Annotated in this window: 25 protein-coding genes and 1 riboswitch; of the genes, 11 read left to right on the plus strand and 14 right to left on the minus strand. The window is 71.4% G+C overall.

Annotated features, from left to right (window positions below; all coding sequences use genetic code 11):
- Positions 1-6 precede the first annotated feature (6 nt).
- Entirely contained in the window at positions 7-921 is a 915-nt protein-coding gene (locus AB0G47_RS20585; protein WP_360771748.1) for a hypothetical protein, read from the plus strand.
- Here AB0G47_RS20585 and AB0G47_RS20590 read toward each other — a convergent pair.
- Complete coding sequence (locus AB0G47_RS20590) at positions 899-1,051, minus strand: SCO1431 family membrane protein (RefSeq protein WP_266869074.1); 153 nt, start codon at positions 1,049-1,051, stop codon at positions 899-901. The two genes, AB0G47_RS20585 and AB0G47_RS20590, sit on opposite strands and share 23 nt — an antisense overlap.
- Positions 1,052-1,359: 308 nt before the next feature.
- Here AB0G47_RS20590 and AB0G47_RS20595 point away from each other — a divergent pair, with 308 nt between their 5' ends.
- Together AB0G47_RS20595 and AB0G47_RS20600 are read left to right on the plus strand one after the other, a co-directional pair.
- Positions 1,360-2,838 (plus strand): M1 family metallopeptidase, encoded by a 1,479-nt coding sequence (locus AB0G47_RS20595; RefSeq protein ID WP_360771751.1) that lies wholly within the window; start codon positions 1,360-1,362, stop codon positions 2,836-2,838.
- 128 nt (positions 2,839-2,966) lie between these two features.
- Positions 2,967-3,326 (plus strand): hypothetical protein, encoded by a 360-nt coding sequence (locus AB0G47_RS20600; protein WP_360771754.1) that lies wholly within the window; start codon positions 2,967-2,969, stop codon positions 3,324-3,326.
- A 55-nt stretch (positions 3,327-3,381) separates the two neighbouring features.
- Here the strand turns inward: AB0G47_RS20600 and AB0G47_RS20605 are convergent, their stop codons facing one another.
- A complete protein-coding gene (locus AB0G47_RS20605; protein WP_360771756.1) occupies positions 3,382-4,746 on the minus strand; it encodes a peptidase C39 family protein in 1,365 nt (454 codons plus the stop codon).
- Positions 4,747-4,973: 227 nt separating this feature from the next.
- On the opposite strand from AB0G47_RS20605, the gene AB0G47_RS20610 reads away from it, so the two are divergent.
- Complete coding sequence (locus tag AB0G47_RS20610; RefSeq protein WP_360771759.1) at positions 4,974-5,618, plus strand: hypothetical protein; 645 nt, start codon at positions 4,974-4,976, stop codon at positions 5,616-5,618.
- 438 nt (positions 5,619-6,056) lie between these two features.
- On the plus strand, positions 6,057-7,931 hold the full coding sequence (locus AB0G47_RS20615) for an AAA family ATPase (RefSeq protein ID WP_360771761.1): 1,875 nt from the start codon (positions 6,057-6,059) through the stop codon (positions 7,929-7,931).
- A 9-nt stretch (positions 7,932-7,940) separates the two neighbouring features.
- Here the strand turns inward: AB0G47_RS20615 and AB0G47_RS20620 are convergent, their stop codons facing one another.
- From AB0G47_RS20620 to ribD, 10 genes are all read right to left on the minus strand, one after another.
- On the minus strand, positions 7,941-9,020 hold the full coding sequence (locus AB0G47_RS20620; RefSeq protein WP_360771764.1) for a hemolysin family protein: 1,080 nt from the start codon (positions 9,018-9,020) through the stop codon (positions 7,941-7,943).
- Positions 9,017-10,366 carry a hemolysin family protein gene (locus AB0G47_RS20625; protein ID WP_360771767.1) on the minus strand — a complete coding sequence of 450 codons (1,350 nt, stop codon included), beginning with the start codon at positions 10,364-10,366 and terminating at the stop codon, positions 9,017-9,019. Before AB0G47_RS20625 ends, AB0G47_RS20620 begins: the two co-directional genes overlap by 4 nt.
- Before the next feature lie 198 nt (positions 10,367-10,564).
- Positions 10,565-11,011: a PH domain-containing protein gene (locus AB0G47_RS20630; protein ID WP_360771769.1), complete on the minus strand. Its 447-nt coding sequence runs from the start codon at positions 11,009-11,011 to the stop codon at positions 10,565-10,567.
- 23 nt (positions 11,012-11,034) lie between these two features.
- Positions 11,035-11,883 carry an ATP phosphoribosyltransferase gene (gene hisG, locus AB0G47_RS20635; protein WP_360771772.1) on the minus strand — a complete coding sequence of 283 codons (849 nt, stop codon included), beginning with the start codon at positions 11,881-11,883 and terminating at the stop codon, positions 11,035-11,037.
- A 53-nt stretch (positions 11,884-11,936) separates the two neighbouring features.
- Positions 11,937-12,209 carry a phosphoribosyl-ATP diphosphatase gene (locus AB0G47_RS20640; RefSeq protein ID WP_135330016.1) on the minus strand — a complete coding sequence of 91 codons (273 nt, stop codon included), beginning with the start codon at positions 12,207-12,209 and terminating at the stop codon, positions 11,937-11,939.
- 34 nt (positions 12,210-12,243) lie between these two features.
- The gene (gene ribH, locus AB0G47_RS20645) at positions 12,244-12,729 is read right to left on the minus strand and encodes a 6,7-dimethyl-8-ribityllumazine synthase (RefSeq protein ID WP_266869063.1); all 486 of its coding nucleotides are present in this window, start codon (positions 12,727-12,729) and stop codon (positions 12,244-12,246) included.
- A gap of 42 nt (positions 12,730-12,771) precedes the next feature.
- Positions 12,772-14,070, minus strand: coding sequence for a bifunctional 3,4-dihydroxy-2-butanone-4-phosphate synthase/GTP cyclohydrolase II (locus AB0G47_RS20650; protein WP_360771775.1), 1,299 nt, complete (start codon positions 14,068-14,070; stop codon positions 12,772-12,774).
- On the minus strand, positions 14,067-14,663 hold the full coding sequence (locus AB0G47_RS20655; RefSeq protein WP_360772410.1) for a nicotinamide mononucleotide transporter family protein: 597 nt from the start codon (positions 14,661-14,663) through the stop codon (positions 14,067-14,069). The genes AB0G47_RS20650 and AB0G47_RS20655 overlap by 4 nt, the downstream gene beginning before the upstream one ends.
- Before the next feature lie 56 nt (positions 14,664-14,719).
- Positions 14,720-15,346, minus strand: coding sequence for a riboflavin synthase (locus AB0G47_RS20660; RefSeq protein WP_360771778.1), 627 nt, complete (start codon positions 15,344-15,346; stop codon positions 14,720-14,722).
- Positions 15,347-16,471 (minus strand): bifunctional diaminohydroxyphosphoribosylaminopyrimidine deaminase/5-amino-6-(5-phosphoribosylamino)uracil reductase RibD, encoded by a 1,125-nt coding sequence (ribD, locus tag AB0G47_RS20665; protein ID WP_360771780.1) that lies wholly within the window; start codon positions 16,469-16,471, stop codon positions 15,347-15,349. It lies immediately after the preceding gene.
- A gap of 154 nt (positions 16,472-16,625) precedes the next feature.
- Positions 16,626-16,756: riboswitch (FMN riboswitch) on the minus strand.
- Positions 16,757-16,887: 131 nt separating this feature from the next.
- On the opposite strand from ribD, the gene AB0G47_RS20670 reads away from it, so the two are divergent.
- Both AB0G47_RS20670 and AB0G47_RS20675 read left to right on the plus strand, forming a co-directional pair.
- Positions 16,888-17,781, plus strand: coding sequence for an RNA polymerase sigma-70 factor (locus AB0G47_RS20670; RefSeq protein WP_360771783.1), 894 nt, complete (start codon positions 16,888-16,890; stop codon positions 17,779-17,781).
- Positions 17,782-17,848: 67 nt separating this feature from the next.
- On the plus strand, positions 17,849-18,592 hold the full coding sequence (locus AB0G47_RS20675) for an NAD(P)H-binding protein (RefSeq protein ID WP_360771785.1): 744 nt from the start codon (positions 17,849-17,851) through the stop codon (positions 18,590-18,592).
- An 82-nt stretch (positions 18,593-18,674) separates the two neighbouring features.
- On the opposite strand, the gene AB0G47_RS20680 is transcribed toward AB0G47_RS20675, so the two are convergent.
- Complete coding sequence (locus AB0G47_RS20680) at positions 18,675-19,835, minus strand: ROK family transcriptional regulator (RefSeq protein WP_360771787.1); 1,161 nt, start codon at positions 19,833-19,835, stop codon at positions 18,675-18,677.
- Between the two features lie 120 nt (positions 19,836-19,955).
- Between AB0G47_RS20680 and AB0G47_RS20685 the strand changes: the two genes are divergently transcribed.
- The gene (locus tag AB0G47_RS20685; protein ID WP_360771790.1) at positions 19,956-21,167 is read left to right on the plus strand and encodes an MFS transporter; all 1,212 of its coding nucleotides are present in this window, start codon (positions 19,956-19,958) and stop codon (positions 21,165-21,167) included.
- 137 nt (positions 21,168-21,304) lie between these two features.
- Positions 21,305-22,723, plus strand: a complete 1,419-nt coding sequence (locus tag AB0G47_RS20690; RefSeq protein ID WP_360771791.1) for a solute carrier family 23 protein — start codon at positions 21,305-21,307, stop codon at positions 22,721-22,723.
- Here AB0G47_RS20690 and AB0G47_RS20695 read toward each other — a convergent pair.
- On the minus strand, positions 22,702-23,826 hold the full coding sequence (locus AB0G47_RS20695; RefSeq protein ID WP_360772413.1) for a glycoside hydrolase family 6 protein: 1,125 nt from the start codon (positions 23,824-23,826) through the stop codon (positions 22,702-22,704). The two genes, AB0G47_RS20690 and AB0G47_RS20695, sit on opposite strands and share 22 nt — an antisense overlap.
- Positions 23,827-24,046: 220 nt before the next feature.
- Here AB0G47_RS20695 and AB0G47_RS20700 point away from each other — a divergent pair, with 220 nt between their 5' ends.
- On the plus strand, positions 24,047-24,751 hold the full coding sequence (locus tag AB0G47_RS20700; protein ID WP_360771794.1) for a DUF5995 family protein: 705 nt from the start codon (positions 24,047-24,049) through the stop codon (positions 24,749-24,751).
- Between the two features lie 88 nt (positions 24,752-24,839).
- Positions 24,840-25,772, plus strand: coding sequence for an LLM class F420-dependent oxidoreductase (locus AB0G47_RS20705; protein WP_360771797.1), 933 nt, complete (start codon positions 24,840-24,842; stop codon positions 25,770-25,772).
- The last annotated feature ends 69 nt before the right edge of the window (positions 25,773-25,841 follow it).

Below are 25,841 nucleotides of genomic sequence, written 5' to 3' on the forward strand. Positions count from 1 at the left end.
CCGCGCATGATCCAGATCCAGGCCGCCCTGTTCTGGGCGTACGCGATCGGCGCGACGTTCGCGATGTCCGCGGGGCGGCAGTTGCAGGTGTGGGAGCGGATCAACGCGGGCGAGGGCCCGCGGACCCGCAGCCGCGCCGCCAATCCGTATCTGGCGCTCACGGTGCTCTTCTCGGCGGTGCTGCTTGTCCCGACGGGGCTCTTCCTGCTGTGGCAGAACCCGGCGTGGGCGACCATGCACGTCGCGGACGGGCACGAGGGGGTGTGGGCGGGGTTCGTGCTCTTCTACGCGGGCGGGATCCCCGTGGCCGCCGTCCTCGGGTTCCTGGTGGCGCAGGCGCTCGTGCTTGTGGGGGCCGGCTACTGGGCGTATCTCCAGTGCGTGGGCGGCTACTTCCTGCTCTTCGGGACGCTGGTGCACGGCTGGGACGGCCGGGGGTACGAGCGGTTCCTCGCGCCCGGCGCACGGGACTTCGCGCGGTGGCGGCAGGACAGTGTGGTCAACCACGTACTGGATTTCCTGACGTCCGGCACCTTCCTCGCGCTGCTGATCTTCGGCGCGGCGGTGATCGGCACGATGCTGCTCACCGAGATCGGCTGGCTGATGGAGGGCTGGTCGCTGCCGGGCGCGGACGAGGACCGCAAGGTGCACAGGGTCCTGGCGATCGCCATCGCGGCGGCCGGGGTCTACGGCCTGCCCTTCATCGGCGCGCTGATCGCGAGCGTCCTGGTGCGCCTCGTCGGCGGGTGGATCGGGCTTCCGCTCTTCGCCGTGCTCGCGGGCGTGACCCTGCTGGCGCGGCGCTCGCCCGTGCGGTGGCTGTACGGCCTGGTGGGCGTGCCACACCGGCACTGGCGGGCGGATCTGGACCGCACCACGGAGAGCTACGAGACCGAGGTCACATCAGCCCGGTCTGCGTGACCAGCATCGCGAGGACGACGACAAGGGTCCAGCCGAGCACATGCTCGAGGATCTTCGGGCCGTCTTCCTTGGGGCCGCCGGTGCGGGTGACCGCACGGGGCGCGGTGGCGGTGGCTGTGCTCGCAGTCATGGCAACTCTCGCTACATCGGTCGGCAGTGGCATCCCCCCACTGACCCGTCCACCATGCCACCGGATTCCGCCGCCGCGGGCGAGAGCTTGGTCACGCGCCGCCGGGCCCGCGCGGGACGCGGTCGGCCAGGGTCACGGGACGCGGGAGCCCATGGTCGGGGGACGCGGGAGCTCACGGTCACGGGACGCGGGAGCCCATGGTCGCGGCGCCCGGTACAACCGGGGCCGTCGGCCGTGCGTCTCACTACGAACGGCGGGGCATCTTCCCGCCGGCTCGTCCGCGCAACCATCCGACCGAAAGGTTTCCGATGAGCACGTACCGGACGCCCAGCCGCAGAGCACGGCTCGCCCTCGCGGCGGCCGTCACCGTGACGGCCGCCCTCACAGGAACGGTCTCGCAGGCCGCGCCGTCCGCCCCGGCCGCCCCGTCACCCGGAGCGCCGGGCCTGGGCGACCCGATGTTCCCGCTGGACGGCAACGGCGGATACCGGGTCGACCGCTACACCCTCGACTTCGACTGGCAGGCCCCGAAGACGCCGTTCGAGGCGACGGCGACGATCAGGGCCACCGCCACGCAGTCGCTGTCCCGCTTCAACCTGGACTTCGGCGGCAACACCCTGCACGGCGTCAAGGTCAACGGCTCGGCGGCGGGCACATCCCGCGACGGCGACGAGCTGACCGTCACGCCCAAGTCCCCGTTACCCAAGGGGAGTTCGTTCACCGCGAAGGTGACGTACACCGCCGACCCGACCCAGACGCGGCACCGCGACGATGCCATCGAGGACTACGGCTGGATACCCACGGCCGACGGCACGGTGGTCTATCCGCAGCCGAACGGGGCCCGGCTGATCTTCCCGGCGAACGACCACCCCAGCCAGCGGGCGCCGATAACCTTCCGCATCACCACGCCGAAGGACCGCACGGCGGTCGCCAACGGCAGGCTGGTCGACCGCACCGAGCGCCCCGGTGACCGGGTGCGCTGGACGTACGACTCCGAGCAGCCGCTGTCCACGCAGCTCGTCCAGATGGCGGTCGGCAAGTTCAAGCTGATCGACTCCAAGGGGCCCGGCGGCCTTCCGCTGCGGGACGTCGTCCCCGACGCCCTGGTCGAGCCGACGGCGGAGTACCGCAAGCTCACGCCGGATCATCTGACGTGGCTTCAGGAGAGGCTGGGCCCCTACCCGTTCAACCGGTACGGCCTCCTGGTCGGCGACACGGACCTGGCCGTCGCCCTGGAGACCCAGACGCTCTCGCTGATCCCGAAGGCCGACCTCCTGGGCACGAAGGTCGACGCCGAGCGGAACATGGTGCACGAGCTGACCCACCAGTGGTTCGGCGACAGCGTCGCCCTGGCGAGCTGGTCCGACCTGTGGGTGAGCGAGGGCCACGCCCGCTTCTACGAACGGATGTACTCCGAGGAGCACGGCGGCGACAGCTTCGAGGCCGCGATGAAGACCGCGTACCAAGCTCATGACCAGTGGCGCCGCGACTTCGGCGCCCCCGCCGAGCCGACCGAGCCGAACCTCTTCAAGCGCATGCGCTACGACGGCTCGGCCCTGGTCCTGTACGCGCTGCGCGAGCAGGTCGGCGACGCGACGTTCCAGAAGATCGAGCGGGCGTGGATCAGCACCTACCGGGGGAAGACGGCGAGCACGCAGCAGTACATCGACCTGGCGTCGAAGGTCGCGGGCGAGGACCTCGAAGGCTTCCTGCGGCCCTGGCTCTACGGCTCGAAGACACCGCCGATGCCGGGGCACCCGGACTGGGTGGTGGATCCGGCGAAGTGACGTCCTTGTGACGTACTCCGCGGGGCCGGACGAAGCGGATGATCTCGTTCGGCTCCGCGGCGTCATGTCCGTCCATATGCTCACAGTTGATCTCCAGGGGGGAGATCAGTGTGTATGAGGAGGGGACCATGACCGGAGTATCCAGACGTGCCCTACTGGGCTATTCGGGCAGCGCGGCGGCGGGTGCCGCCCTGGCGGGAGCCGGGTCGGCGCGCGCCGCCGAGGGCGAGCCGGCCGCGGCGGCCCAGGCGGACGCCGCCCAGTCGTCGGACGCCAACGTCGCGAACGGAACCGAGTTCGCGGGCGACGTCAGCATCGGCGACATCGACGCGATGATGCAATTCTCGTTCAAGCTCAACGTCGAGAACGCGCCCGCCGCGAAGCAGATCACCCCGATGGAGATCGTGGACGCCTTCAACGAGATCGCCATGTCCCGCGGCTGGCCCAAGATGACGTTCTACTACGCCACTTCGGCGCCGCTGAACTGATCCCGCGCACGAGGGGGCCCCACCCGGCTTCGGGTGGGGCCCCCTCGTCACGCCGTCAGCGGATGCCCACGGCCGCAAGCGCGGACTTCTGGGCGGCGGAGAGCTTCGTCGGGAAGTACAGATAGCAGACGCCTCCCGTGCCGGAGACGACCTTGCCGGTGGCGTTGTAGCGCTTGGTCCTGAGCCAGATGTTCTCCCACTCACGCCGCTTGTAGATCCGGCGCACCGCCGGATTGGTCGGTGACGCCGGGTCGTTGGCGATCACGTCGCCGTCCGCCGTGAAGCCGATCACCGTCATGAGGTGACCCGCCGTGCCGTAACCGGCGCCGGTCAGCTCCTCCCTGAGGAACGACTGGGACGTTATGACCGGGATGCCCGCGGCGATCAGCGACTCCAGTTCGGTGAGCGAGTCGAGGCGCGTGACGACGCCCTGGAGGTCCTTGTACGTCGACGCGTAGGCCGCGTTGAAGGGCCAGTTGCCGCAGCCCGCGTACTGGTAGTCGAAGGTGTAGCGGGCCGCGTGGCACACCTGCGGGTCGGCGTAGGAGGGGTCGACCCAGGCGAGGTCGTCCGCGGTCGGCTTGCGGCCCCAGAACTCTATGATCATCTGCGATGAGGTGGGGCTGCACCAGGCCTCGCCGCCGTTGTCGTACTCCGGGTACTGCCCGACGTGGATCTCCTGCGAGTAGCGCGGGACCGTCAGCTCCTTGGCCAGGCCCGGCTTCGACGCCGGCACCGTGAAGCGGTCGGGGACGGCGGACGCCATCGCGCCGAGCCGCCACACGGCGGGCGTCACCGTGGCGCCCGGCTTGCGGTACAGCGTCAGCCGCAGCCGGTAGGAGGCGAGCCGCAGGCCCGTCGTCGTGTCGTCGATGGAGAAGGTGTCCGTCCAGATGCTGGACTTGCCGTCGCTCTGGTCGTCGACCGAGGTGCGGCGGATGTCCTTCTTGTCGTCGTCACCCGAGGTCCAGCGCCCCAGGACGTACCAAGGGGTCTTCTTGCCGTCCGAGTACGTTCCCTGCAGCTCCACCTGGAGCCAGGTGCCGACGGGCGTACGGGCGTTCCAGGAGGCGACGACCTCCGTGGCGGGGACGGTGGGACGGTGCACCGGCGAGGTCCACTGGGCGTACTCCCAGGTGGCGGTCGTGCCGGTGTGCGGATCGGCGTAGTCGGTGCGGCCCGCGGCCTTGGCGATCTCCACGGCGGGACGGGCCCCGGCGACGGCACGGGTGCCCTTCGCGGTGCCGGCGCTCCAGTCCGCGTACGACGTCCAGAAGCGGTTGCTCACCGGCCGCTGCGCCCGCGGCGCCGCGGGCGTGCCGCCCGCGGCCAGCGCGGTGCCGGTGCCTGCGGTGACGGCGGCCAGTGCGGCGGCCGCGGCGAGGACGGTTCTGCGGGACATGTCATCAGCTCGGTCCATGGCGGGACCCCCAGTCGACGTGGGTTCCGGACGGATCCGGAAGGGGCAGGTCAGGTACACGCGGTAGGCCAACTATGGCTGCTGCACGCCGACTTCTGCCAGCGCTTCGGGGACCACCGCTGCCACCAATATTGGCCTCGACCACTGGCGTGAGCAGGCACGGCGCGCGGAGCGGAACATTCCGTGCCCGCCGATCAGCGAGCTCCGCCCCCGTACGCTGGTGAGCGATGACCGCACACGCCACACCCCTGTCCCAGGTCGCCGACACCCTGCGGCGCCTGCCGCCCTCCTGCGGCCCCGTCCGCCTCGTCGGCGTCGACGGACACGCCGGCTCCGGCAAGTCGACCTTCGCCCTGCGCCTGGCCGAAGCGCTGGACGGCGCCCCCGTGGTGCGCCTGGACGACATAGCGAGCCACGACGAGCTCTTCGGGTGGACGGAGCGGCTGCGGCGGCAGGTGATCGTGCCGCTCTCGCGCGGTGAGCACGCGCGCTACGAGACGTACGACTGGCACGCGCGCCGCTTCGGCCCCGAGACCCGCACCCTGCCGCCCGCGCCCGTGGTCATCCTCGAAGGTGTCGGCGCGGGCAGGCGCGCGCTGCGCCCGTTCCTGGCGAGGCTCCTGTGGATGGAGCTGCCCCGGGAAGAGGCGTGGGAACGGGGGCGCCACCGTGACGGAGCGGAGCAGAGTGACTTCTGGGACGGGTGGGAACCCGCGGAGCGCCGGCACTTCTCCGAAGACCCCTCAAGGCCCTTCGCGCACTCTTTGGTACGACAGTGCCGCGAGGGATATGAGGTGCTCACGGGGCCCGATGAGACCGCAGTGCAGAGCCAAATCGTCACGCACGGTGAAGGGCCGTCCGCGGTGCACTGAACCTCCGGAAAGTCACTTCCGGAAGTTCGGCCGAGTTTCCATGAGTGCCTCAACTCCGCTTGACCGAGGGCCCTTACAGGACTTACGTTCTGAATGTGCGGCCTTTCGGGGCCGCCCGCAGACGCGAAGCCCCCGGTTGTTCCCCCGTGATCGGGGGCTTCGTTCTGCCCCCTCGCCTGGATTCCGGGCGCTCCGAGCCGCCATTCGCTCACACTCGGTGACGGCCGCGTGCCGCCTCACCCGGCCCGACCTGGCTGATCCCGCGCTGCGGCACCCTACGGCCGAGCACTCCCCCGCAGGTACGATGCCTTTCGGTGCGGCTTACGGACGGCTGCTCCGCGCACCGAGACAACTCCCGTCCGCAGCACGGCGGTTCAGCGAAGTTGCCGACGGGCACCGGCCTGGCGGTAAACGGGGGCACGGTTTGTGGGGGACGTGATGGACTTCGGCACGCAGGGCTCACCCGCCCCGGCCGACCTCGCCTGGATCAGGGGCGTCGACGCCTACACGATGGGCGCCTACCCACAGGCGGAGGAGGAGTTCCGGGCAGCGGTGCGCATGGATCCGGGGATGGCCGACGGCTGGCTCGGACTGCACGCGCTGCGCATCGACACGACGACGGCATTACTACGGATGTTCCAGCACCGGGACCGGTTCGGTGAGCAGCGCGCCCGGCACGGGCGCACGCTCAACTCCTGGTACTGGCTCGGCTGGTGGGTGCAGCCCGTCCTGGAGAGCACACGCGATCTACTCCTCGCGCACGCCTCGCACTGGCTCGACGGGCGCCATGTCCCGGAACTGGACCGGGCGTTGGCGGGCCTGCCACCGGTCGACGCCGATCCGCAGGTGCGCTTTCTGCACGCCTGCCGGTCCTATCTGGTCAAGGACTGGGAGCAGTTGGTCCGGCACACGGACTCGCTCATCGACGACGCCATGCTGGGCATCGAGGCCGGCCTCTTCGGCGGAATGGCCCGCGTACGCCTGGAGATGTACGGGCAGGCCGAGCCGCTCCTGTCCGCCGCCCTGATGCGCTGCCGCAGCGAGCAGCCGCAGCGCAAGGAGCTGCGCTACTGGCTGGCCCGCGCCCACGAGGGCACCGGCCGCTCGGCGGCGGCGCTGCCGCTGTACCGGGCGGTGCACCGGGTGGACCCGGCGTTCATGGACACCTCGGCGCGGCTCGCGGCGATCGCCGAGGGCGACGGGTACGACGAGGTCACCGACCTGGCGTCGATCGCCCTTTCCGGCTTCGGGCAGGACGTGATGGACGCCCCGGACGGCATCGATCCGCTCTTCGTCGGCACGGAAGGCCGCGACCTGAAGGTCACCGAGCCCGAACTGCCGCCCGGCGGCGGCCCGTCCGAGACCGACGCGGTGCGCGAGAAGGCCGTGATCCCGGTCCAGCCGGGGCTGCCACAGCTGCCGCCGGGCCCGACGGACCCCGCGCTCCTGGAGGCGGCCCTCGCCGAGCTGGAGCGGATGGTCGGCCTGGAGCCGGTGAAGCGCCAGGTCAAAGCGCTGTCGGCGCAGCTGAACATGGCGCGCCTGCGGGCCGCACAGGGGCTGCCCGTACAGCCGCCGAAACGACACTTCGTCTTCTCGGGCCCCTCGGGCACCGGCAAGACCACGGTGGCCCGCATTCTGGGGAGGGCGTTCTACGCGCTCGGGCTGCTCGGCGGCGACCACCTGGTGGAGGCGCAGCGCGCGGACCTGGTCGGCGAGTATCTGGGCCAGACCGCCGTGAAGGCCAACGAACTGATCGACTCGGCGATCGGCGGCGTCCTCTTCGTGGACGAGGCGTACTCGCTCTCCAACTCGGGCTACGGCAAGGGCGACGCGTACGGCGACGAGGCCCTGCAGGTCCTCCTCAAGCGCGCCGAGGACAACCGCGACCACCTGGTCGTGATCCTGGCCGGCTACCCGGAGGGCATGGACCGACTGCTCGCCGCCAACCCCGGCCTCTCGTCCCGCTTCACGACGCGGGTCGACTTCCCCTCGTACCGCCCTCTGGAGCTCACCGCCATCGGCGAGGTCCTCGCCGCCGACAACGGCGACGTGTGGGACGAGGAGGCCTTGGACGAGCTGCGCTCCATCAGCGGCCATGTCGTCGACCAGTCCTGGATCGACGAGCTGGGCAACGGCCGCTTCCTGCGCACGCTCTACGAGAAGAGCTGCGCCTACCGCGACCTGCGGCTGTCCGGCTATCCCGGAGAACCGGACCGTGACGACTTGTCGACACTGCGCCTTCCGGACCTCATGCAGGCGTACGGAGAGGTGCTTTCGGGGCGGGGGCCGCAGGATCCGCCCCGAATGTGACCACGAGGCTCAGCCGACCAGGGCGCCGTCCCGCACCTCCTGGGGCCTGCGGGGCACCGACACCCGGTGCGCCGGGTCACGGACCTCGCCGACCAGGAGCTCGAGCACATCCTCCAGTGCGACAAGGCCGAGCACCTTGCCCGACGCGTCGGCCACCTGCGCCAGATGTGTGGCGGCGCGGCGCATCACCGTCAGGGCGTCGTCCAGCGGGAGTTCGGCGCGCAGGGTCGTCATGGGGCGCCAGACCTGCTGAGGCACCGCCCGGTCCGTCTCCGCGCCGTCCGTCAGATCCAGTACGTCCTTCACGTGCAGGTAACCCATGAAGGCGCCGTTCTCCGCGCAGACCGGGAAGCGGGAGTAGCCGGTGCGCCCGGTGAGCTCGATGACCTGGCTCGGGGTGACCGAGGCGCCCACGGTGACCAGGGACGCCCGGTCGAGCAGGACGTCCGTCACCGGGCGCGAGCCAAGCTCCAGGGCGTCCTCGAGGCGCTCCTGCTCCTCGGGTTCGAGCAGTCCGGCCTGGCCGGAGTCGCCGACGAGCCGGTTGAGCTGCTCGCTGGTGAAGACCGCCTCGACCTCGTCCTTGGGCTCGACCCGGAAGAGCTTCAGTACGAGCCTGGCGCACGCCCCGAGTGCCACCGTGACCGGCCGGCACAGCCGGGCGAAGGCGACAAGGCCGGGGCTGAACCACAGGGCGGTCTTCTCCGGGGCCGCCATCGCGAGGTTCTTCGGGACCATCTCGCCGATGACGAGGTGGAGGAAGACGACGACGGCGAGCGCGATGGCGTACCCGAGCGGATGGATGATCCCCTCGGGGATGTGCGCCGCTTCGAAGACGGGCTCCAGGAGATGCGCGACGGTCGGTTCGGCGACCGCGCCGAGCGTCAGCGAGCAGACGGTGATGCCGAACTGCGCGGCGGCCATCATCTGCGGCAGATGTTCGAGGCCGTAGAGGACCTGGCGGGCCCGCTTGGTGTTCAGCGGCTCGATCTGGCTGCGGCGTACGGAGACGAGCGCGAACTCGGCCCCCACGAAGAAGCCGTTCGCGAGCACCAGGAGCAGGGCGAACAGGAGTTGGAGCACGCTCATCGGACGGCCTCCGCGACCTGTGCCTGTGGGGTACCGCTGATGTCCCCGGTCCGTACGAGGCGTACCCGCTCCGCGCGGTAGTGATCGACCTGGCGCACCGCGAGCCGCCAGCCGGGAAGTTCGGCCCGGTCTCCGGGGGCGGGGATGCGGCCGAGCAGATCGGCGACGAGGCCGGCCACGGTCTCGTACGGCCCCTCGGGGACGTCGAGCCCTATCCGCTGGAGCGTGTCGACGCGGCAGCTGCCGTCGGCGTCCCAGGCGGGACGGCCGTCCTCCGCCGGTGCCGCCGCGAGTTCGGGCAGATCGTGCACGTCGTGCTCGTCGCGGACCTCGCCGACGAGCTCCTCGACGATGTCCTCCAGGGTGACCACACCGGCCGTGCCGCCGTACTCGTCGACGACGACGGCTATCGGCTGCTCACTGCGCAGCTGCTCGAGAAGCTGCTGCACGGGCAGCGTCTCCGGGACCTGGAGCGGTACCTGCGCGATACGGCCCGCGGGCGTCCGCAGCCGCTCGTGCGCCGGGACCGCGAGGGCGTCCTTGAGATGCACCATGCCGACGATCTCGTCGATCCGCTCGCGGTAGACGGGGAAGCGCGAGAGTCCCGTGGCGCGGGTCAGGTTCACCACGTCCTGGGCGGTCGCCGACGTCTGCAGCGCGCAGACCTTCACGCGCGGCGTCATCACGTGCTGCGCGGTCAGCTCGCCGAGGGAGAGGGTCCGTACGAACAGGTCCGCGGTGTCCTGTTCGAGGGTGCCCGCCTGCGCCGAGTGCCGGGCCAGGGAGACCAGCTCGCCGGGGGTGCGGGCCGAGGCCAGCTCGTCGGCGGGCTCCACGCCGAACACCCGCACGATCCGGTTGGCGACGGCGTTCAGGAGGGAGATCACGGGCCTGAAGAGCCGCGCGAAGACATGCTGCGGGCCCGCGACGAAGCGCGCGACCTGCAGCGGCCGCGACACCGCCCAGTTCTTCGGGACGAGCTCGCCGATCACCATCTGCACGGCGGACGCGAGCAGCATGCCGACCACTACGGAGACGCCCGGTACGGCGCCTTCCGGAAGGCCGGTCGCCGTGAACGGACCCGCGAACAGATGCGCGAGCGCCGGCTCGGCGAGCATGCCGACCACGAGCGAGGTGATGGTGATGCCGAGCTGGGTGCCGGAGAGCTGGAAGGACAGCTCCTTGAGGGCGGCGACGACCGTACGGGCCCGTCGGTCGCCGTCGGCGGCGGCCTTCTCCGCGTCCGGGCGCTCGACGGTGACGAGCCCGAACTCGGCGGCCACGAAGAAGCCGTTGGCGAGAATCAGCAGAAATGCCGCCCCGAGGAGCAGCAGGGAAGTCGTCATGCCGCCGCCTCCCTGGTCAGACCAGTCCCGGTATGTCGGGAGGGGGCGGCGCATGTACTACAGGACGAACCGTCCATCGCCGGAGGGAGTCACTCCTCGGGTAGCAGGAGCCCCTGGGGGCCGGGCGGGCCCGTCAGGGGCGGGGCGGCACACCGGGCGTGCCCCGCCACCAGATTAATCAAGACCCGGCCCGAAGCGTCAGCCCTGCGGGGTGCGTGCGTCGGCGAGGGCGCGCAGGGCACGGGCGTCGGCGATGGCCTGTGCCTTGGCGATGCCGGGCTGGATGCCCATCGCGGGCAGGCTCGTGCCGTCGCTGAGGTTGAGGAACACCCACGGGTCGCCGGGCCGCAGGTTGACCTGGACGATCTCGGCCCAGGCGAGGCGCCTGCTGGTGGCGATGTTGACGACGGTCACGCCCGACTCGTCGGCGACGACCTTCGGCCTGCTCAGGAGCGCGAGCACGCCGAAGAGCAGGGCGCCGGTGAAGATGAAGCTGGTCCGCTCCCCCGGGCTGAGGCCCGGGATGAGCAGGGCGATCACCGTGAGGACCACGAGGATCGCGGCTCCCGCACTGAGCAGGACGGCCCGCGTCCGGCCGGGCCGGAAGGTGACGGGAAGGGCGGGAAGGTCGGTCTGGTCGGGCATGGCCGGGGTCTCCTGCCGGGTCATCAGAGGCGGCAGGCGTGGATGGCCGTGGTCAGGATCGCGCGCGCCCCGAGGGCGTACAGGTCGTCCATGACACGCTGCGCCTCCTTGGCCGGGACCATGGAGCGCACGGCCACCCAGCCCTCGTTGTGCAGCGGCGAGACCGTCGGCGACTCAAGACCGGGGGTGAGGGCGACGGCCCGCTCCAGGTGCTCGGCGCGGCAGTCGTAGTCCATCATCACGTACGACCTGGCGACCAGGACGCCCTGCAGGCGGCGCAGGAACTGCTGCACCTTCGGGTCGTCGCCGTCCGCGCCGGTGCGCCGGATGACGACCGCCTCGGACTTCATGATCGGCTCGCCGAAGACCTCGAGGCCCGCGTTCCGCAGCGAGGTGCCGGTCTCCACGACGTCCGCGATGACCTGGGCGACGCCCAGTTCGATCGCGGTCTCGACGGCGCCGTCCAGGTGCACGACGGAGGCGGCCACGCCGCTGTCCGCGAGGTGCTTGGCGACGATTCCCTCGTACGAGGTCGCGACGGTCTTGCCGGCGAGGTCCTCGATGACGGTCGCCGTGCCCGGCTTCGCGGCGAACCGGAAGGTGGAGCGGGCGAAGCCGAGCGGCAGGATCGGCTCGGCGTCGGCACCGGAGTCGACCAGGAGGTCCTGGCCGGTGATGCCGATGTCGAGCCTGCCGGTCGCGACGTAGATCGCGATGTCCTTGGGCCGCAGGTAGAAGAACTCGACCTCGTTCTCGGGGTCGACGAGGACGAGCTCCTTGGACTCCTTGCGCTGCTGGTATCCGGCCTCATGGAGCATCGCCGACGCAGGTCCGGACAGTGAACCCTTGTTGGGGACGGCGATGCGCAGCATGAGGCGGTATTCCTTTGCGTTAAGGGGAGTCGGGTCGGGCTTGGGCGTACGGCTCAGAGATGGGCGTACACGTCGTCGAGCGAGATGCCGCGGGCGACCATCATCACCTGCACGTGGTACAGGAGCTGCGAGATCTCCTCGGCGGCGGCTTCCTTGCCCTCGTGCTCGGCGGCCATCCAGACTTCGGCGGCCTCCTCGACGACCTTCTTGCCGATGGCATGGACGCCCTTGTCGACCAGCTCGGCGGTGCGGGAGGTTGCGGGGTCGCCGTTGGCGGCCTTGTGCTGGAGCTCGGCGAAGAGCTCCTCGAAAGTCTTCTTGGACATGATGTCGCTTACTTTACGCGGCTCCTCGGCCCGTTCACCGCCAGGGCTCGGAGACGGAACGCAGCGTCGTCGCCGTGGCGACGGCCGCGGTGACCGCTTCGTGCCCCTTGTCCTCGCGGGAGCCCTCGATGCCCGCGCGGTCCAGGGCCTGCTCCTCGGTGTCACAGGTCAGCACGCCGAAGCCGACGGGCACCCCGGTGTCGATGCTGACCTGGGTCAGGCCCTGGGTGACGCCCTGGCACACATACTCGAAGTGCGGGGTGCCGCCGCGGATGACGACGCCGAGCGCCACGATCGCGTCGTAGCCGCGGCCCGCGAGGACCTTGGCGACGACCGGCAGCTCGAAGCTGCCGGGCACGCGCAGGACGGTCGGCTCGTCGATGCCGAGCTCGTGCAGGGCGCGCAGCGCGCCGTCGACGAGGCCGTCCATGACCTTCTCGTGCCACTGCGCGGCGATCACCGCGACCCGCAGGTCGCCGCAGTTCTTCACGCTCAGTTCGGGTGCACCCTTGCCGCTCACGCGCTTCTCCTGGTTCTTGTACGGGGTTTCTTGCGTCAGTACTTACTGGTTGCCGCAGGCCGACACCTCGGGCGTGTCGAGCCCGGGCAGGTCGTGCCCCATCCGGTCCCGCTTGGTGCGCAGGTAGCGGAGGTTGTGCTCGCCCGCGTGGACCGCCATGGGCTCGCGTCCGGTGACCTTCAGGCCGTGCCGGACGACCGCGTCGGTCTTGTCGGGGTTGTTGGTCATCAGGCGCAGGCTGCGGACGCCGAGGTCGTCGAGGATGCGGGCGCCGGCGCCGTAGTCCCTGGCGTCGGCGGGCAGGCCGAGCTCCAGGTTGGCGTCCAGGGTGTCGCTGCCGCGCTCCTGGAGTTCGTACGCGCGCAGCTTGGAGAGCAGACCGATGCCGCGCCCCTCGTGGCCGCGGAGATAGACCACGACGCCGCGTCCCTCCTCCGTGATGCGCCGCATGGACGCCTCCAGCTGGGGGCCGCAGTCGCAGCGCAGCGAGTGGAAGACGTCGCCGGTCAGGCACTCGGAGTGGATGCGGACCAGGACGTCGTCGCCCTTGCCGATGTCGCCGTGCACCAGGGCGACGTGCTCCACGCCGTCGACGGTGGAGCGGTAGCCGTACGCCGTGAACTCGCCGAACGCGGTGGGCAGGTGGACCTCGGCCTCGCGGCGGACCGTCGGCTCGGAGGAGCGGCGGTAGGCGATCAGGTCCTCGATGGAGATGATCGTCAGGCCGTGCTTGCGGGCGAACGGGATCAGCTCCGGCAGGCGGAGCATCGTGCCGTCCTCGCCCGCGATCTCGACGATGGCCCCGGCGGGGCGCAGGCCCGCGAGCCGGGCCAGGTCGACCGCGGCCTCGGTGTGGCCGTTGCGCGCCAGGACGCCGCCGGACTTGGCGCGCAGCGGGAAGATGTGGCCGGGGCGCACGAAGTCGGTGGGCTCGAAGGCGCCGGCCGCGAGCATCTGGAGCGTGGTGGCGCGGTCGGCGGCGGAGATGCCGGTGGTGACGCCGTGCGCGGCGCCGGCGTCGACGGAGACGGTGAAGGCCGTCCGCATCGACTCGGTGTTGTTCTCGACCATCTGCGGGAGCTGGAGACGGTCCAGCTCGTCGCCCTCCATGGGCGCGCAGATCAGGCCGCGGCACTCGCTCATCATGAAGGCGATGATCTCGGGGGTCGCCTTCTCGGCGGCGATGACGAGGTCGCCCTCGTTCTCCCGGTCCTCGTCGTCGACGACCACGACGGGCCGTCCGGCGGCGATGTCGCGGATGGCCGCCTCTACGGGGTCGAGGGCGAGGTCCGAGGCGTCTTCCTCGTGACCCGTGCTGTACCAAACAGGTGCCGCAGTCATGCCGGGGCTCCTTCCATGACGGGCTGCGAGGACTCCGAGGACACAGTGCGCGACCGCAGCCACCAGTCGCGCAGGCCCCACAGGACGAGGGCGAGGTAGATGACGTACACAAGGCCGGAGAAGGCGAGGCCGCTGCTGAACGCGAGCGGCACGCCGACCACGTCGACCAGCAGCCAGGCGAACCAGAACTCGACGAGACCGCGCGCCTGGGCGACCATCGCGGCGAGCGTGCCGACGAAGATGTAGGCGTCGGGCCAGGGGTTCCAGGACAGATCGGGTACGGCGGAGAACAGGGCGCCGACCGCGAGGGTGCCGGCGGCGGTGCCGCCGAGCAGCACGCCGCGCTCCTTCCAGGTCGCGAACCGGACGGCGATGGAGCCGTCCTGCGCCTGCTGCTTGCCGTTGGTCCACAGCCGCCAGCCCCACAGGGCGACGCCGATGACGAGCAGTTGCTTGCCGACGCCGCCGGAGAGCTGCGCGGACGCGTACGCGGCGACGAGGATGACGCCGGACAGGAACTGGGCGGGCCAGGTCCATATGGAGCGCCGCCAGCCGAGGGCGAGGGCGATCAGGCCGACGGTGTTGCCCACCATGTCGGACCAGATCACATGCTGCCCGAAGGCCGTGAAGGCTTCGGAGTTGAGCCAGTTCACTGCGTGGCCTCCTGAGCGGGAGCCGGAGCGGCGGCGCGGTCGCCGAGCATCCGCTCGACGTACTTCGCGATGACGTCGACCTCGAGGTTGACCGGGTCGCCGGGCTGCTTGATGCCGAGCGTGGTCAGCGCGAGGGTGGTGGGGATGAGGCTGATGGTGAAGTAGTCGGGTCCCGCGTCGACGACGGTCAGGCTCACGCCGTCCACCGTGATGGAGCCCTTCTCCACCACGTAGCGGGCGAGTCCTGCGGGGAGCGAGACCTTGACGATCTCCCAGTTCTCGGACGGCTTGCGCTCGACGATCTCGCCTGTGCCGTCCACATGCCCCTGCACGATGTGCCCGCCGAGGCGGTCGCCGACGGCCGTGGGCCGCTCCAGGTTGACCCGCGAGCCGACCGCGAGCGCGCCGAGGCTGGAGCGGTCGAGCGTCTCGGCCATCACATCGGCGGTGAACTCGTCGCCCTCGTGCTCCACGACCGTCAGACAGACGCCGTTGACCGCGATGGAGTCGCCGTGCTTCGCGCCTTCGGTGACGACGGGGCCACGGAGGCGGAAGCGCGAGGCGTCGGCCAGCTTCTCGACGGCGGTGATCTCGCCCAGCTCTTCGACGATTCCGGTGAACACTCAGTGCTCCTTCGCTGCAAGGGTGGCGGTGATGCGCAGATCGGGGCCGATGCGGACGCTCTCGCTCACGTCGAGGCGCAACGCATCGGTGATGGTCGTGATTCCGCCGCCGGCCAGGACGGCGGGGCCCGCGCCGAGCAGCACGGGGGCGAGATAGCCGACGACGCGGTCGACGGCGCCCGCGGCGACGAACGCTCCGGCGAGCGTCGGCCCGCCTTCGAGGAGTACGGATCGCACCCCGCGCGCGTGGAGCTCGGCGAGGAGGGTTTGGATGTCCAACCCGCCCTCCGCGCGCGGGAGTCGCACCGTTTCGGCTTCAAGTGCTTCCAGTTCGGTGGCCGCGTCATCGGCGACCGCGACGAGCGTGGGCGCGGCGTCGTCCAGGACGCGGGCTCCGGGCGTGACAGCGGTGGCGTTGGTGTCGACGACGACGCGCAGCGGCTGCACCGCGCCCTCGACGCCCCGTACGGCGAGGTGCGGGTCGTCGGCGCGCTGGGTGCCGGAGCCGACCACGACCGCGTCGCACTCGGCGCGCAGCCGGTGCACGTCGGCGCGGGCCTCGGCGGAGGTGATCCAGCGGCTCGTGCCGTCGGCGGCGGCGATGCGGCCGTCGAGTGTCGCGGCGTACTTCCAGGTGACGTAGGGGCGGCCGAGCCGCACAGAAGTCAGCCAGGCGGCGTTCCCCGCGGCGGCCTCGTCCTCCAACAGGCCCGATTCCACGTCGATTCCGGCGCTGCGCAGTCGCTGCGCGCCGCCGGTCGCGGTGGGGTTCGGGTCGCCGACCGCGTAGACGACGCGGGCGATCCCGGCGTCGATGAGCGCCTGGGCGCAGGGCCCTGTGCGTCCGGTGTGGTTGCAGGGTTCGAGGGTGACCAGGGCGGTCGCGCCGCGGGCCTTCTCACCGGCCGCGCGCAGGGCGTGGACCTCGGCGTGCGGGCCGCCCGCGCGCTGGTGATGGCCCTCGCCGACGGTCCGGCCCGAGGCGTTGATGATGACGCAGCCGACGACCGGATTGGGGCTGGTGGAACCGAGTCCGAGAGCGGCGAGCGCGATCGCGCGGCGCATGGCGATGCGCTCGTGGTCGTTCGCTGCGGCTGCGGTGGCCACCGGGTCCTCCTGCCTCATAGGGCACGGACTCCGGGGCCTGTCGATGACGACAGAACGTACGGACTGCGGCATCGGGAGCGACGCCGGAAAACGAGACTTCTCCCTGGGGAACCCGCAAGAAACGGGTATCCCAAAAACAAGCCACTCGGCGACGTGCACGAATGCCCGCCCGCCGCGCACTGCCTCCCATCCGGACTTTCACCGTCGGTCCAGGAATTTCACCTGGTCAACCGGTCGCTGGAGGCGACCGGGTCGCGGACTATAACCGCCGGTTCGGAATTACACCGACCCCGGAGTGCGCTGCTTTTGGTACGAGGCCAGTCTGCCACGCCTGATCGACGCCCATACGGGCGAACCCCTGTGGCCTGGCTCACAGGAGCCGCTCGTACCGCTTTGACCGGCGGCGATGCGCCGCGCTCTGGCACGCTGAGCGCGTGACGACAGCATCACTCGCCGAAGAGTTCGAGTCCCACCGCCCGCGGATGTTCTCCCTCGCCTACCGCATGCTCGGCTCCGCGCAGGAGGCCGAGGACACCGTCCAGGACGCGTATCTGCGGTGGAGCGGCGCCCGGCGCGCGGACATCGGCCAGCCGGCTGCCTGGCTGGCCAAGGTCGTCACCAACCTCTGTCTGAACAGGCTGACCTCGGCGCGGGCCCGGCGTGAGCAGTACGTGGGGCCCTGGCTGCCGGAGCCGGTGATCACGTCCGGCGGTGCGCTCGGCCCCCTGGAGTCGGCGGAGCAGCGGGACGCGGTGTCGATGGCGCTGCTGATCCTGCTCGAGCGGCTCACGCCGGTGGAGCGCGCGGTGTTCGTGCTGCGGGAGGCGTTCGCGTACAGCCACCGGGAGATCGCCTCAGTGCTCGACATCGGCGAGGCCAACTGCCGCCAGCTGTACCGCAGGGCCACGCGGGCGGTGACCGAAGAGCAGGCGCGGTTCGAGGCCGCGGCCGAGCGGCGCCAGGAGTTCGTGGAGTCGTTCATCGCGGCGGCCCGTGACGGCGATCTGGCGGGCCTGGAGAAGGTGCTCGCTGCGGACGTGACGTGGTGGGGCGACGGCGGCGGCAAGGTCACCGCCGCGCGCAGGCCGATCGTCGGGCGCGAGAAGGTGCTGCGCTTCCTGGTGGGCGGCATGGAGAACTTCGCCCGGGCCATGGATCTCGCGTACGCCGAGGTCAACGGCGGGCCCGCGATCGTGGCGACGGTGGGAGGCACGGTGGTGGGCGTCGCGACGTTCGACTTCCGGGATGACGGCCTGGTCAGCGCCCTGCGGGCGGTGGTCAATCCCGACAAGCTCGGCTTCGTGGCCGGGCAGCTGTCACATTCCTGATCACTGCCCGGTTCTCAGCTGGTGACGGACGCCGGTGCGGCGTCCCGGACAGCGAAGGAGCCTTGCGATGACCACGATCCTGGTGACCGGCGGCACGGGAACCCTCGGCCGCCCCGTGGTGGAGCGGCTGCGCGCGGACAGCCACGACGTACGCGTCCTGAGCCGCCGTTCCCCGTCGTACGCCGTCGATCTGCGCAAGGGCACGGGGCTCGACGCGGCCATGGCGGGCGCGGACGTGATCGTGCACTGTGCGAGCAGCCCGCGCGGGGGCGACGAGCAGGCCGCACGCCATCTGATCGAGGCCGCGCGGCGGGCCGGCGTCGGGCACCTCGTCTACATCTCGATCGTCGGCGTCGACCGGGTACCGCTCGGCTACTACAAGACGAAGCTCGCCGTGGAGCGGCTGATCGAGGATTCGGGGCTCGGCTGGACGGTGCTGCGGACCACGCAGTTCCACGATCTCGTCCTGCAGGTCTTGGAGAGTTCGGCGAAGCTGCCGGTGATGCTGCTGCCGTCGGGGGTCGGCGACCAGCCGGTCGAGGTCGGCGAAGTGGCGGCCCGCCTTGCCGAGTTGGCGGTGGCGCCGCCCGCCGGGCGGGTCGAGGACATGGGCGGACCCGAGGTACGCACGTTCCCGGACCTCGCCCGCGCCTATCTGCGGGCGAGCGGCAAGCGGCGCCCGCTGGTGCCGCTGCGGCTCGCGGGCAAGACGTACCGGGCGTTCCGCGCGGGCGGTCATTTGGCGCCCGAACAGGCCGTGGGGAAGGGGACGTTCGAGGAGTTCTTGGCGGCCCGGTTCGGGGGGCAATAGTCAGCCCGTCCGGCGTTTGAGGACGAACTCGGCGAAGCCGGTGACAGACGGTGCGTCCAACGCGGGGCCCCAACCGCCCCGCTCAGCGCCCCGGCCCGAACAACTCCTCCTGCGCCGCCTCCCTGGCGGCAAGCAGCGCCCCCCGCAGCACGGCGGAGCCGCCCAGCGTGCTCGCCCTGACCTCGGTACGCAGGGGGGACATGGCGGTGACGCGCTCCCCGACGCGGGCGGCGAGCGCGTCGCCGCCGGCCCGGCCCAGCTCGCCGCCGAGGACGACGCAGCCGGGGTCGAGGATGGCGGCCATCGCGGCGGCGCCGACGGCGATCCGGTCGGCGGCCGCGTCGAGGTAGCCGCCGTGGCCGGTCGCGACGGCGCGGCTCAGCACGTCGGCGGCGCTCTCCCCCGGCTCCAGGAGCCCGTGCTCGGCGCCGAGTTCGCGCAGCGCGGCCGCGCAGGCCAGCGAGTGGAAGCCGCCGTCGCAGCCGGTGGCGGACGGCAGCGACGCGGTGCCGGGCACGGGCAGGAAGCCGATCTCCCCGGTGCCGCCCGAGGCGCCGCGGCGCAGCGCCCCGTCGAGGACGACGGCGGCACCGACGCCCTCGCCGAGCCAGAGCAGGACGAAGGTGTCGCGGTCCCTGGCGGCGCCTTCGCGCTGTTCGGCGCGGGCGGCGAGGTTGGTCTCGTTCTCGACGAGGACACGGGCCGGCAGCCGCTCCTGGAGCGCGCCCGCGAGCCTGCGGTGCCAGGCGGGCAGCGAGGTGGTGTCGCGCAGTTCGCCGGATGCGGGGTCGATGAGGCCGGGCGCGCCGATGCCCACGGTGTGCAGCCGCCGGGCGCCGCCCTCGTGGGCGGTGCGTTCGACGAGGGCGACGGCGCGCTCCACGGCGGGCTCGGTTCCGGTGTCGCCGCCGATGGGCAGCGATGCCTCGGCGAGCACCGCGCCGAGCAGATCGGTGACCACCACGGAGAGGCCTCCGGTGCGTACGTCGAGGGCCGCGAGGTGGGCCCGGTCGGCGACGATCCCGTACAGCCTGGCGTTGGGGCCCCGGCGCTGCGCGCCCGCCTCCCCCACCACCGTGATCAGCCCCGAGCCCTGCAGGCGCTCGACGAGATCGGCGACCGACGGCCGCGACAGGCCGGTCAGCTGCTTCAACTGGTTGGCCGTCAGCGGCCCTTCGCGCTGCAGGAGCCCCAGGGCGAGCCGGTCGTTGATGGCCCGGGCGGTGCTCGGTGATGCGGGCATGCCGGGGATCCTTCCATAAAGCTGCTATTTATCAGGCAGGATTCCTGATAGTTTACGTCGCCGTAGCGGGGCGGTACCTGTCGCCGTAGCGGGGCAGACGCTGGGAGGGGCGAAGCACCGATGAGTGAAGTGGTCTACGAAGCACGGCAGTTGAAGCGGGCGCGGCACGCCGTGGCCGCTGTCTTCTGTGTGCACGGCGCCGTCACGGGCTCCTTCGCCACCCGCGTCCCCTGGATCCAGGAGCACGCCGACCTCAGCGCGGGCCTCCTCGGCCTGGCCCTGGCCTTCCCCGCGATCGGCGCGTCGGTGGCGATGCCGCTTGCCGGCTGGGTCAGCCACCGCTTCGGCGCCCGCACGGCGCTGCGCGGCCTTCTCGCCCTGTGGACGATGGCGCTGATCCTGCCCTCGCTCGCGCCGAACCTGCTCACGCTCTGCGTGGCCCTGTTCGTGTACGGCGCCACGGCGGGCATGTCGGACGTGGCGATGAACGCGCTCGGCGTCGAGATCGAGACCCGCATGAAGAAGTCGATCATGTCGGGCCTGCACGGCATGTGGAGCGTCGGCGCCCTGATCGGCTCCGCGGCCGGCACGGTCGCCGCCCACCTCGGCTCGGACGCCCGGCTGCACCACGCCTTGGCGGCCGTGGCTCTCACGGCCATCGGGCTCATCGCCTGCCAGGGCGTGCTCGACCTGCAGGCGGCCCCCGAGGAGGAAGCGCCGCCGCGCTTCTCGCTGCCGCCCAAGTCGGCCCTGCTCATCGGCGCGGTCGGCTTCTGCGCGGTCTTCGCGGAGGGCGCGAGCCTGGACTGGTCGGCGGTCTATCTGCGGGACGTCCTGGACAGCTCGGCCGGTCTTGCCGCGGCCTGCACCACCGGGTTCACGCTCACCATGGCCATCGCACGGCTCGCGGGCGACGCGGTGGTCGACCGGTTCGGGGCGGTGCGCACCGTGCGGGTCGGCGGCGTGGTCGCGGCACTCGGCGGGGTGCTCGTGGTGGCCGCGCCGCATCCGGCCATGGCCATGGGCGGGTTCGCCCTGATGGGACTCGGCATCGCGGTCGTGGTGCCGCTCGCCTTCGCCGCGGCCGGGCGCAGCGGCCCGAACCCGAGCCAGGCCATCGCGGGCGTCGCGACCATCACGTACACATCGGGTCTGATCGCCCCGTCGGCGATCGGCACGCTCGCCGACGCGACGAGCCTGGTCGTCTCCTTCGGCCTGGTGACGGTGCTGGCCTGCGGGCTCGCGGTGTTCGCGGGCGTCCTGCGCACGGACGGCCGCGACGCCACCCCGGTCGCCGCGGCGGACGCGACGGCACCGGGCCCGAAGGCCTGAACCCGCCGTCGCCTGCCTGGACCGGCCGTCGCCTGAAACACCTGCCGAACATTCGCGGACCTTACGCCCGTTTAACATTGCGCTGACTCATTCAGGTCTTGACAACAGGTCGGGCGCACAGAAGGCGGAACAGAACCATGGATCTCGGCGTGCGCTGGAGACTGCACGGCGACGGGCGCACCCCCGCGCCCGGAGCCGTCGTCCGACCCGACGAGCGGCTCTCGTGGCCGCGGACCTTCGGGCTCGGCGCCCAGCACGTCGTCGCCATGTTCGGTGCGTCGTTCGTGGCGCCCGTCCTGATGGGCCTCGACCCGAACCTGGCGATCATGATGTCGGGCGTCGCGACCGCCATCTTCCTGCTCGCCACGCGCGGCCGGGTGCCCAGCTACCTGGGCTGTTCACTCTCCTTCGTGGGCGTGGCCGCGGTCATCCGCGCGCAGGGCGGCTCCTCCGCCACCGTCACGGGCGCGGTCTTCGTGGTCGGCGCCGCACTGTTCCTGGTGGGCCTCGCCGTCCAGAAGTTCGGTGCGCGGATCATCCATGCGGCGATGCCCCCGATCGTCACCGGCGCCGTCGTCATGCTCATCGGCTTCAACCTGGCACCGGTCACCGCGTCCACGTACTGGCCGCAGGACCAGTGGACGGCCCTCCTGGTGATGCTGTTCACCGGCCTGGCCGTGGTGTGCCTGCGCGGATTCTGGTCACGCATCGCGATCTTCCTGGGGCTGCTCTTCGGGTACGCCCTGTCCTGGGCCCTTGACCTGGTCTTCGGCAAGATCCACTCGGCGGACGGCTCCGGCAAGGTCGTCGACCACTGGCGCCTGGACCTCTCCGCCGTCGGCAACGCCGACTGGATCGGCCTGCCGTCCTTCCACGCCCCGAGCTTCGAGTGGTCGGCGATCCTCGTCGCGCTGCCCGTCGTGATCGCCCTTGTCGCCGAGAACGCGGGCCACGTCAAGGCCGTCGGCGAGATGACCGGCGACGACCTGGACGACAAGCTCGGCACCGCGATCTCCGCCGACGGCGCCGCGTCCATGCTCTCCACGGCGGTCGGCGGCCCGCCCAACACGACGTACTCCGAGAACATCGGCGTGATGGCCGCGACCCGCGTCTACTCCACCGCCGCGTACTGGGCGGCCGCCTGCTTCGCCCTGCTCTTCGGCCTCTGCCCCAAGTTCGGCGCGGTCGTGGCGGCCATCCCGGGCGGCGTGCTCGGCGGCATCACCGTCATCCTCTACGGCATGATCGGCCTGCTCGGCGCCCAGATCTGGATCAACGCCAAGGTGGATCTGCGCAATCCGCTGAACCTGGTCCCGGCCGCCGCGGGCATCATCATCGGCGTCGGCGGCGTCTCCCTGAAGATCACCGACAACTTCGAGCTGAGCGGCATCGCGCTCGGCACGATCGTCGTGATCACGGGCTATCACGTCCTGCGGGCCTTCGCGCCCCCGCACCTCAAGACGCAGGAGCCCCTGCTCGACGAGGGCACGTCCTCGTACGACGAGACGGACCCGGAAACGGGCGCCGACGACGCTCAGCCACGCGCCAAGTCGTAGGCGTACCCGGGTGTGAAGGTCCCCGGCGTGCCCTTGCAGCCGTCGGACTCGCCCGGCAGCTTGATCCACAGATAGGCGTCGATACGGGCCTGGCCGGTGCGCAGCGTCGGGCTCTGCCCGAGCTTGCGGCCCGCCGGGTCGCACCACTCGCCGTCGGCCGGGGCGCCGTTGCCGTTGCGGCTGGTGTCGATGACGGCGCCGAGGCCCGACGGGCCGCCGAGCGCGGAGAGCACCTCGCGGGCGTAGGCGGCCTCTTCGGTGGTGCGGTGGAAGTTCGATACGTTCGTGAAGATCCCGTCGGACGAGGCCGCCGACGCCGCGCCCGCCGCGCGCAGCCTTCCGGCCTGCTTCGTGGCGGCGTTCCAGCCCGAGTGCCCCGCGTCGTAGTAGACCCGGGCCTTGGGGTTGGCGGCCTTGAGGGTGCGGCCCGCGCGGGCCAGCGAGGCGTACCGGTCGGCCCGTTCGCCCGCCGACAGGCACTCGGAGAGCGCGATCGCGTCCGGTTCGAGGATGACGATGACCTCGCCGGAGCCGAGCCCCGCGGCGAACTTCTCGATCCACGCGTCGTACGCGGCGAGATCCGGCGCCCCGCCTTCCGATGCGCCCCCGCAGTCCCGGTCCGGTATCGCGTACGGGACGACGACGGGGACCCGGCCTCCGGCGCCCGACGTCACGGCCCGCACGCGTGACGTGATGGTCCCCGGCGAGTAGTCGGCGAACCACACGGCGGCCGGCTGGTCGGCGATCCTCGACTCTATGAGCGGCCGCCGCGGGTCACCGCGGTTGGCCCTGACCCAGTCGAGCACCTGCGAATCGCCGTACCGGTAGAGGGAGTTGGCGGCCGGCTTCTCCGGGCGCCGCGTCGACGGCTTCGGTTTCGGCTCAGGCTTCGGCTTCGGCTTCGGCTTCGCGGAGGACTTGGCGGGGGACGGCTTCGCCGAGGACTCGGAAGCGGACGGCGTCGGCACCGCGGGCAGCGGTTCGAGCGTCGGCGACTTCGTCACCTTCGGGCGCGCCTGGTCCTTGCCGCCGCCCTCGTCGAGCGCGGACACCATGCCCGTGACGGTGCCGACGGCGGCCACCACCGAGGCCGCCGCCACCATGACTCCATGGCGGGCGGCACTCCTGCGCTCGGCCCGTCGTGCGGCGCGATGTCGTGCGCGATTGCCTGACACGGTGCTGCTCCTCCCCCTCCTCCGTGTCCCCCCGGACACGGTGTACAGCTCCCCTCCCCAGGGGCACACACGGACGCCGTTCCCCCGTTCTGGGGAAGCGCCCGGTGCGGTGACACTCGGGCCAGCCTATGACTGGGACCCTGCCACCATGGCGCAGTTGGAGCGGTTTGCGGAGTTCACAGGCCCGGCACAGGGGGTTGACGGGGTGGTGACGCGGATGCGCGCTCTCGGTGCGGACCTCCCCTCGGGCGACGGGGTCGGCGTCTTCAACGAGGTCTATCTCTCGGTCACCGAAGAGGTCGACCGGCACCTGGACAGCGGCCGGTTCGCCGACTCCGGGACCGCGATCACGCTGGACGTGCTGTTCGCCGAGCGCTATCTGCGGGCCGTCGACGCGGCGGCCGACCAGCACAGGTCGCCGGCGTGCTGGCGGCCCCTGCTGCAGTTCCGCCGCCATCCCGGTGTACGTCCGCTGCAGTTCGCGCTCGCGGGCATCAACGCGCACATCGGGCACGATCTGCCGCTGGCCGTCGTGGACACCTGTCGTACGCTCGGCTGCGAACCGGCGGACGTCGAGGACGAGTTCGATCGCGTGGGCGACATCCTCGTCTCGCTGGAGGAGCGCATCCGCGAAGATCTGATGCCGGGCCCCGATCTCTTCCAGATCGCCGATCCACTGACCCATCTGGTCGGTTCCTGGAGCCTGGAGCGGGCCAGGGACGGAGCGTGGGCGGCGGCGCGCGCGCTGTGGGCGCTGCGGGGACTCCCTGCCGTGGCCGAGGAGTTGCGCATCCGCCTGGACGGCGCGGCGGGCCTGGTGGGCCGCATGCTGCTCACCCCGCTGCCGGACTGATCCGGCCAGTCATCGCGCTCCTCTGCGGAACTCCCCGTTGATCGCTGTACGTTGACGCGTGGGACCCCGGATGCGAAGGAGCACCACCATGGCCACTCGACTCGGACTGAGCCTCCCGCAGGGCCGGCAGTACGACATGGGACGAGACGTCCCCGCTGTCGCCCGAGCCGCCGAGGAGATCGGGTACGAGAGCCTGTGGGTGTACGAACGCATCCTGTTCCCCGAGCCCGCCACCCAGGGGCTCTACGGCATCGAGGGCCTGCCCTGGCCCGACACCTACCGCTCGGTGCCCGACCCGCTGATCACCCTGACGCTGGCCGCGGCCGCCACGGAGCGGGCCCGCCTGGGCACCAGCGTCCTGGTCGCCCCGCTGCACGTGCCGTTCCAGCTGGCGCGCTCCCTGGCCAGTCTGGACGCGGCGAGCGGCGGCCGGGTCGTCGCGGGCCTCGGCACGGGCTGGTCGCTCGACGAGTACGCGGCGGCGAGCATGGCCCCCTTCAAGAAGCGCGGCAAGGTCCTCGACGAACTCATCGACGTCTGCCACGCGGTCTGGGGCCCGGACCCGGTGTCGTACGAGGGCGAGCTGACGACCATCACGTCGGCCGTGGTCGGTCCGAAGCCGGCCCGCCCCATCCCGATCCTGCTGCCCGCCAACAGCCCGCGCGCGCTGCGCAGGCTCGTCACACGTGCGGACGGCTGGATGCCGATCGGCATGGGCGCCGACGGGCTCGCCGAACAGTGGCAGCAGGTCCAGGAGGCCGCCGCCGAGCAGGGGCGCAAGGAGCCGATCCAGAGCGTCCTGCGGGTCAACACGCGGTGCAGCGCCAAGGCGTACGAGGGCGAGGGCCGCGCCCCCTTCCAGGGGAACGTCGCCCAGATCGTCGAGGACCTGGCGGCACACGCCGCGGTGGGCGCGGTGGAGGAGATCCTCATCGAACTGCAGGGCAGCGCAAGGGACGGCGAGGAACTGAAGGACTTGGCGGCAGAGGTGTACGAGGCGGCACGAGCAGCCGGGGTCTGAGCCCTAAAGGGGCGCGGGGAACTGCGCGACCAGCCACAACGGCCCGCCAGATTCCCACGCGCCCCAGGT

This window comes from Streptomyces sp. NPDC021622 (genome assembly GCF_040640795.1).
Classification (GTDB): domain Bacteria; phylum Actinomycetota; class Actinomycetes; order Streptomycetales; family Streptomycetaceae; genus Streptomyces.

Coding starts and splice junctions, on each gene's coding strand:
- AB0G47_RS20585 (WP_360771748.1), top strand. CDS start 7: ATGATCCAGATCCAGGCCGCCCTGTTCTGGGCGTACGCGATCGGCGCG.
- AB0G47_RS20590 (WP_266869074.1), bottom strand. CDS start 1,051: ATGACTGCGAGCACAGCCACCGCCACCGCGCCCCGTGCGGTCACCCGC.
- AB0G47_RS20595 (WP_360771751.1), top strand. CDS start 1,360: ATGAGCACGTACCGGACGCCCAGCCGCAGAGCACGGCTCGCCCTCGCG.
- AB0G47_RS20600 (WP_360771754.1), top strand. CDS start 2,967: ATGACCGGAGTATCCAGACGTGCCCTACTGGGCTATTCGGGCAGCGCG.
- AB0G47_RS20605 (WP_360771756.1), bottom strand. CDS start 4,746: ATGGACCGAGCTGATGACATGTCCCGCAGAACCGTCCTCGCCGCGGCC.
- AB0G47_RS20610 (WP_360771759.1), top strand. CDS start 4,974: ATGACCGCACACGCCACACCCCTGTCCCAGGTCGCCGACACCCTGCGG.
- AB0G47_RS20615 (WP_360771761.1), top strand. CDS start 6,057: ATGGACTTCGGCACGCAGGGCTCACCCGCCCCGGCCGACCTCGCCTGG.
- AB0G47_RS20620 (WP_360771764.1), bottom strand. CDS start 9,020: ATGAGCGTGCTCCAACTCCTGTTCGCCCTGCTCCTGGTGCTCGCGAAC.
- AB0G47_RS20625 (WP_360771767.1), bottom strand. CDS start 10,366: ATGACGACTTCCCTGCTGCTCCTCGGGGCGGCATTTCTGCTGATTCTC.
- AB0G47_RS20630 (WP_360771769.1), bottom strand. CDS start 11,011: ATGCCCGACCAGACCGACCTTCCCGCCCTTCCCGTCACCTTCCGGCCC.
- hisG (WP_360771772.1), bottom strand. CDS start 11,883: ATGCTGCGCATCGCCGTCCCCAACAAGGGTTCACTGTCCGGACCTGCG.
- AB0G47_RS20640 (WP_135330016.1), bottom strand. CDS start 12,209: ATGTCCAAGAAGACTTTCGAGGAGCTCTTCGCCGAGCTCCAGCACAAG.
- AB0G47_RS20650 (WP_360771775.1), bottom strand. CDS start 14,070: ATGACTGCGGCACCTGTTTGGTACAGCACGGGTCACGAGGAAGACGCC.
- AB0G47_RS20655 (WP_360772410.1), bottom strand. CDS start 14,663: ATGGTGGGCAACACCGTCGGCCTGATCGCCCTCGCCCTCGGCTGGCGG.
- ribD (WP_360771780.1), bottom strand. CDS start 16,471: ATGAGGCAGGAGGACCCGGTGGCCACCGCAGCCGCAGCGAACGACCAC.
- AB0G47_RS20675 (WP_360771785.1), top strand. CDS start 17,849: ATGACCACGATCCTGGTGACCGGCGGCACGGGAACCCTCGGCCGCCCC.
- AB0G47_RS20680 (WP_360771787.1), bottom strand. CDS start 19,835: ATGCCCGCATCACCGAGCACCGCCCGGGCCATCAACGACCGGCTCGCC.
- AB0G47_RS20685 (WP_360771790.1), top strand. CDS start 19,956: ATGAGTGAAGTGGTCTACGAAGCACGGCAGTTGAAGCGGGCGCGGCAC.
- AB0G47_RS20690 (WP_360771791.1), top strand. CDS start 21,305: ATGGATCTCGGCGTGCGCTGGAGACTGCACGGCGACGGGCGCACCCCC.
- AB0G47_RS20695 (WP_360772413.1), bottom strand. CDS start 23,826: ATGGTGGCGGCGGCCTCGGTGGTGGCCGCCGTCGGCACCGTCACGGGC.
- AB0G47_RS20700 (WP_360771794.1), top strand. CDS start 24,047: ATGGCGCAGTTGGAGCGGTTTGCGGAGTTCACAGGCCCGGCACAGGGG.
- AB0G47_RS20705 (WP_360771797.1), top strand. CDS start 24,840: ATGGCCACTCGACTCGGACTGAGCCTCCCGCAGGGCCGGCAGTACGAC.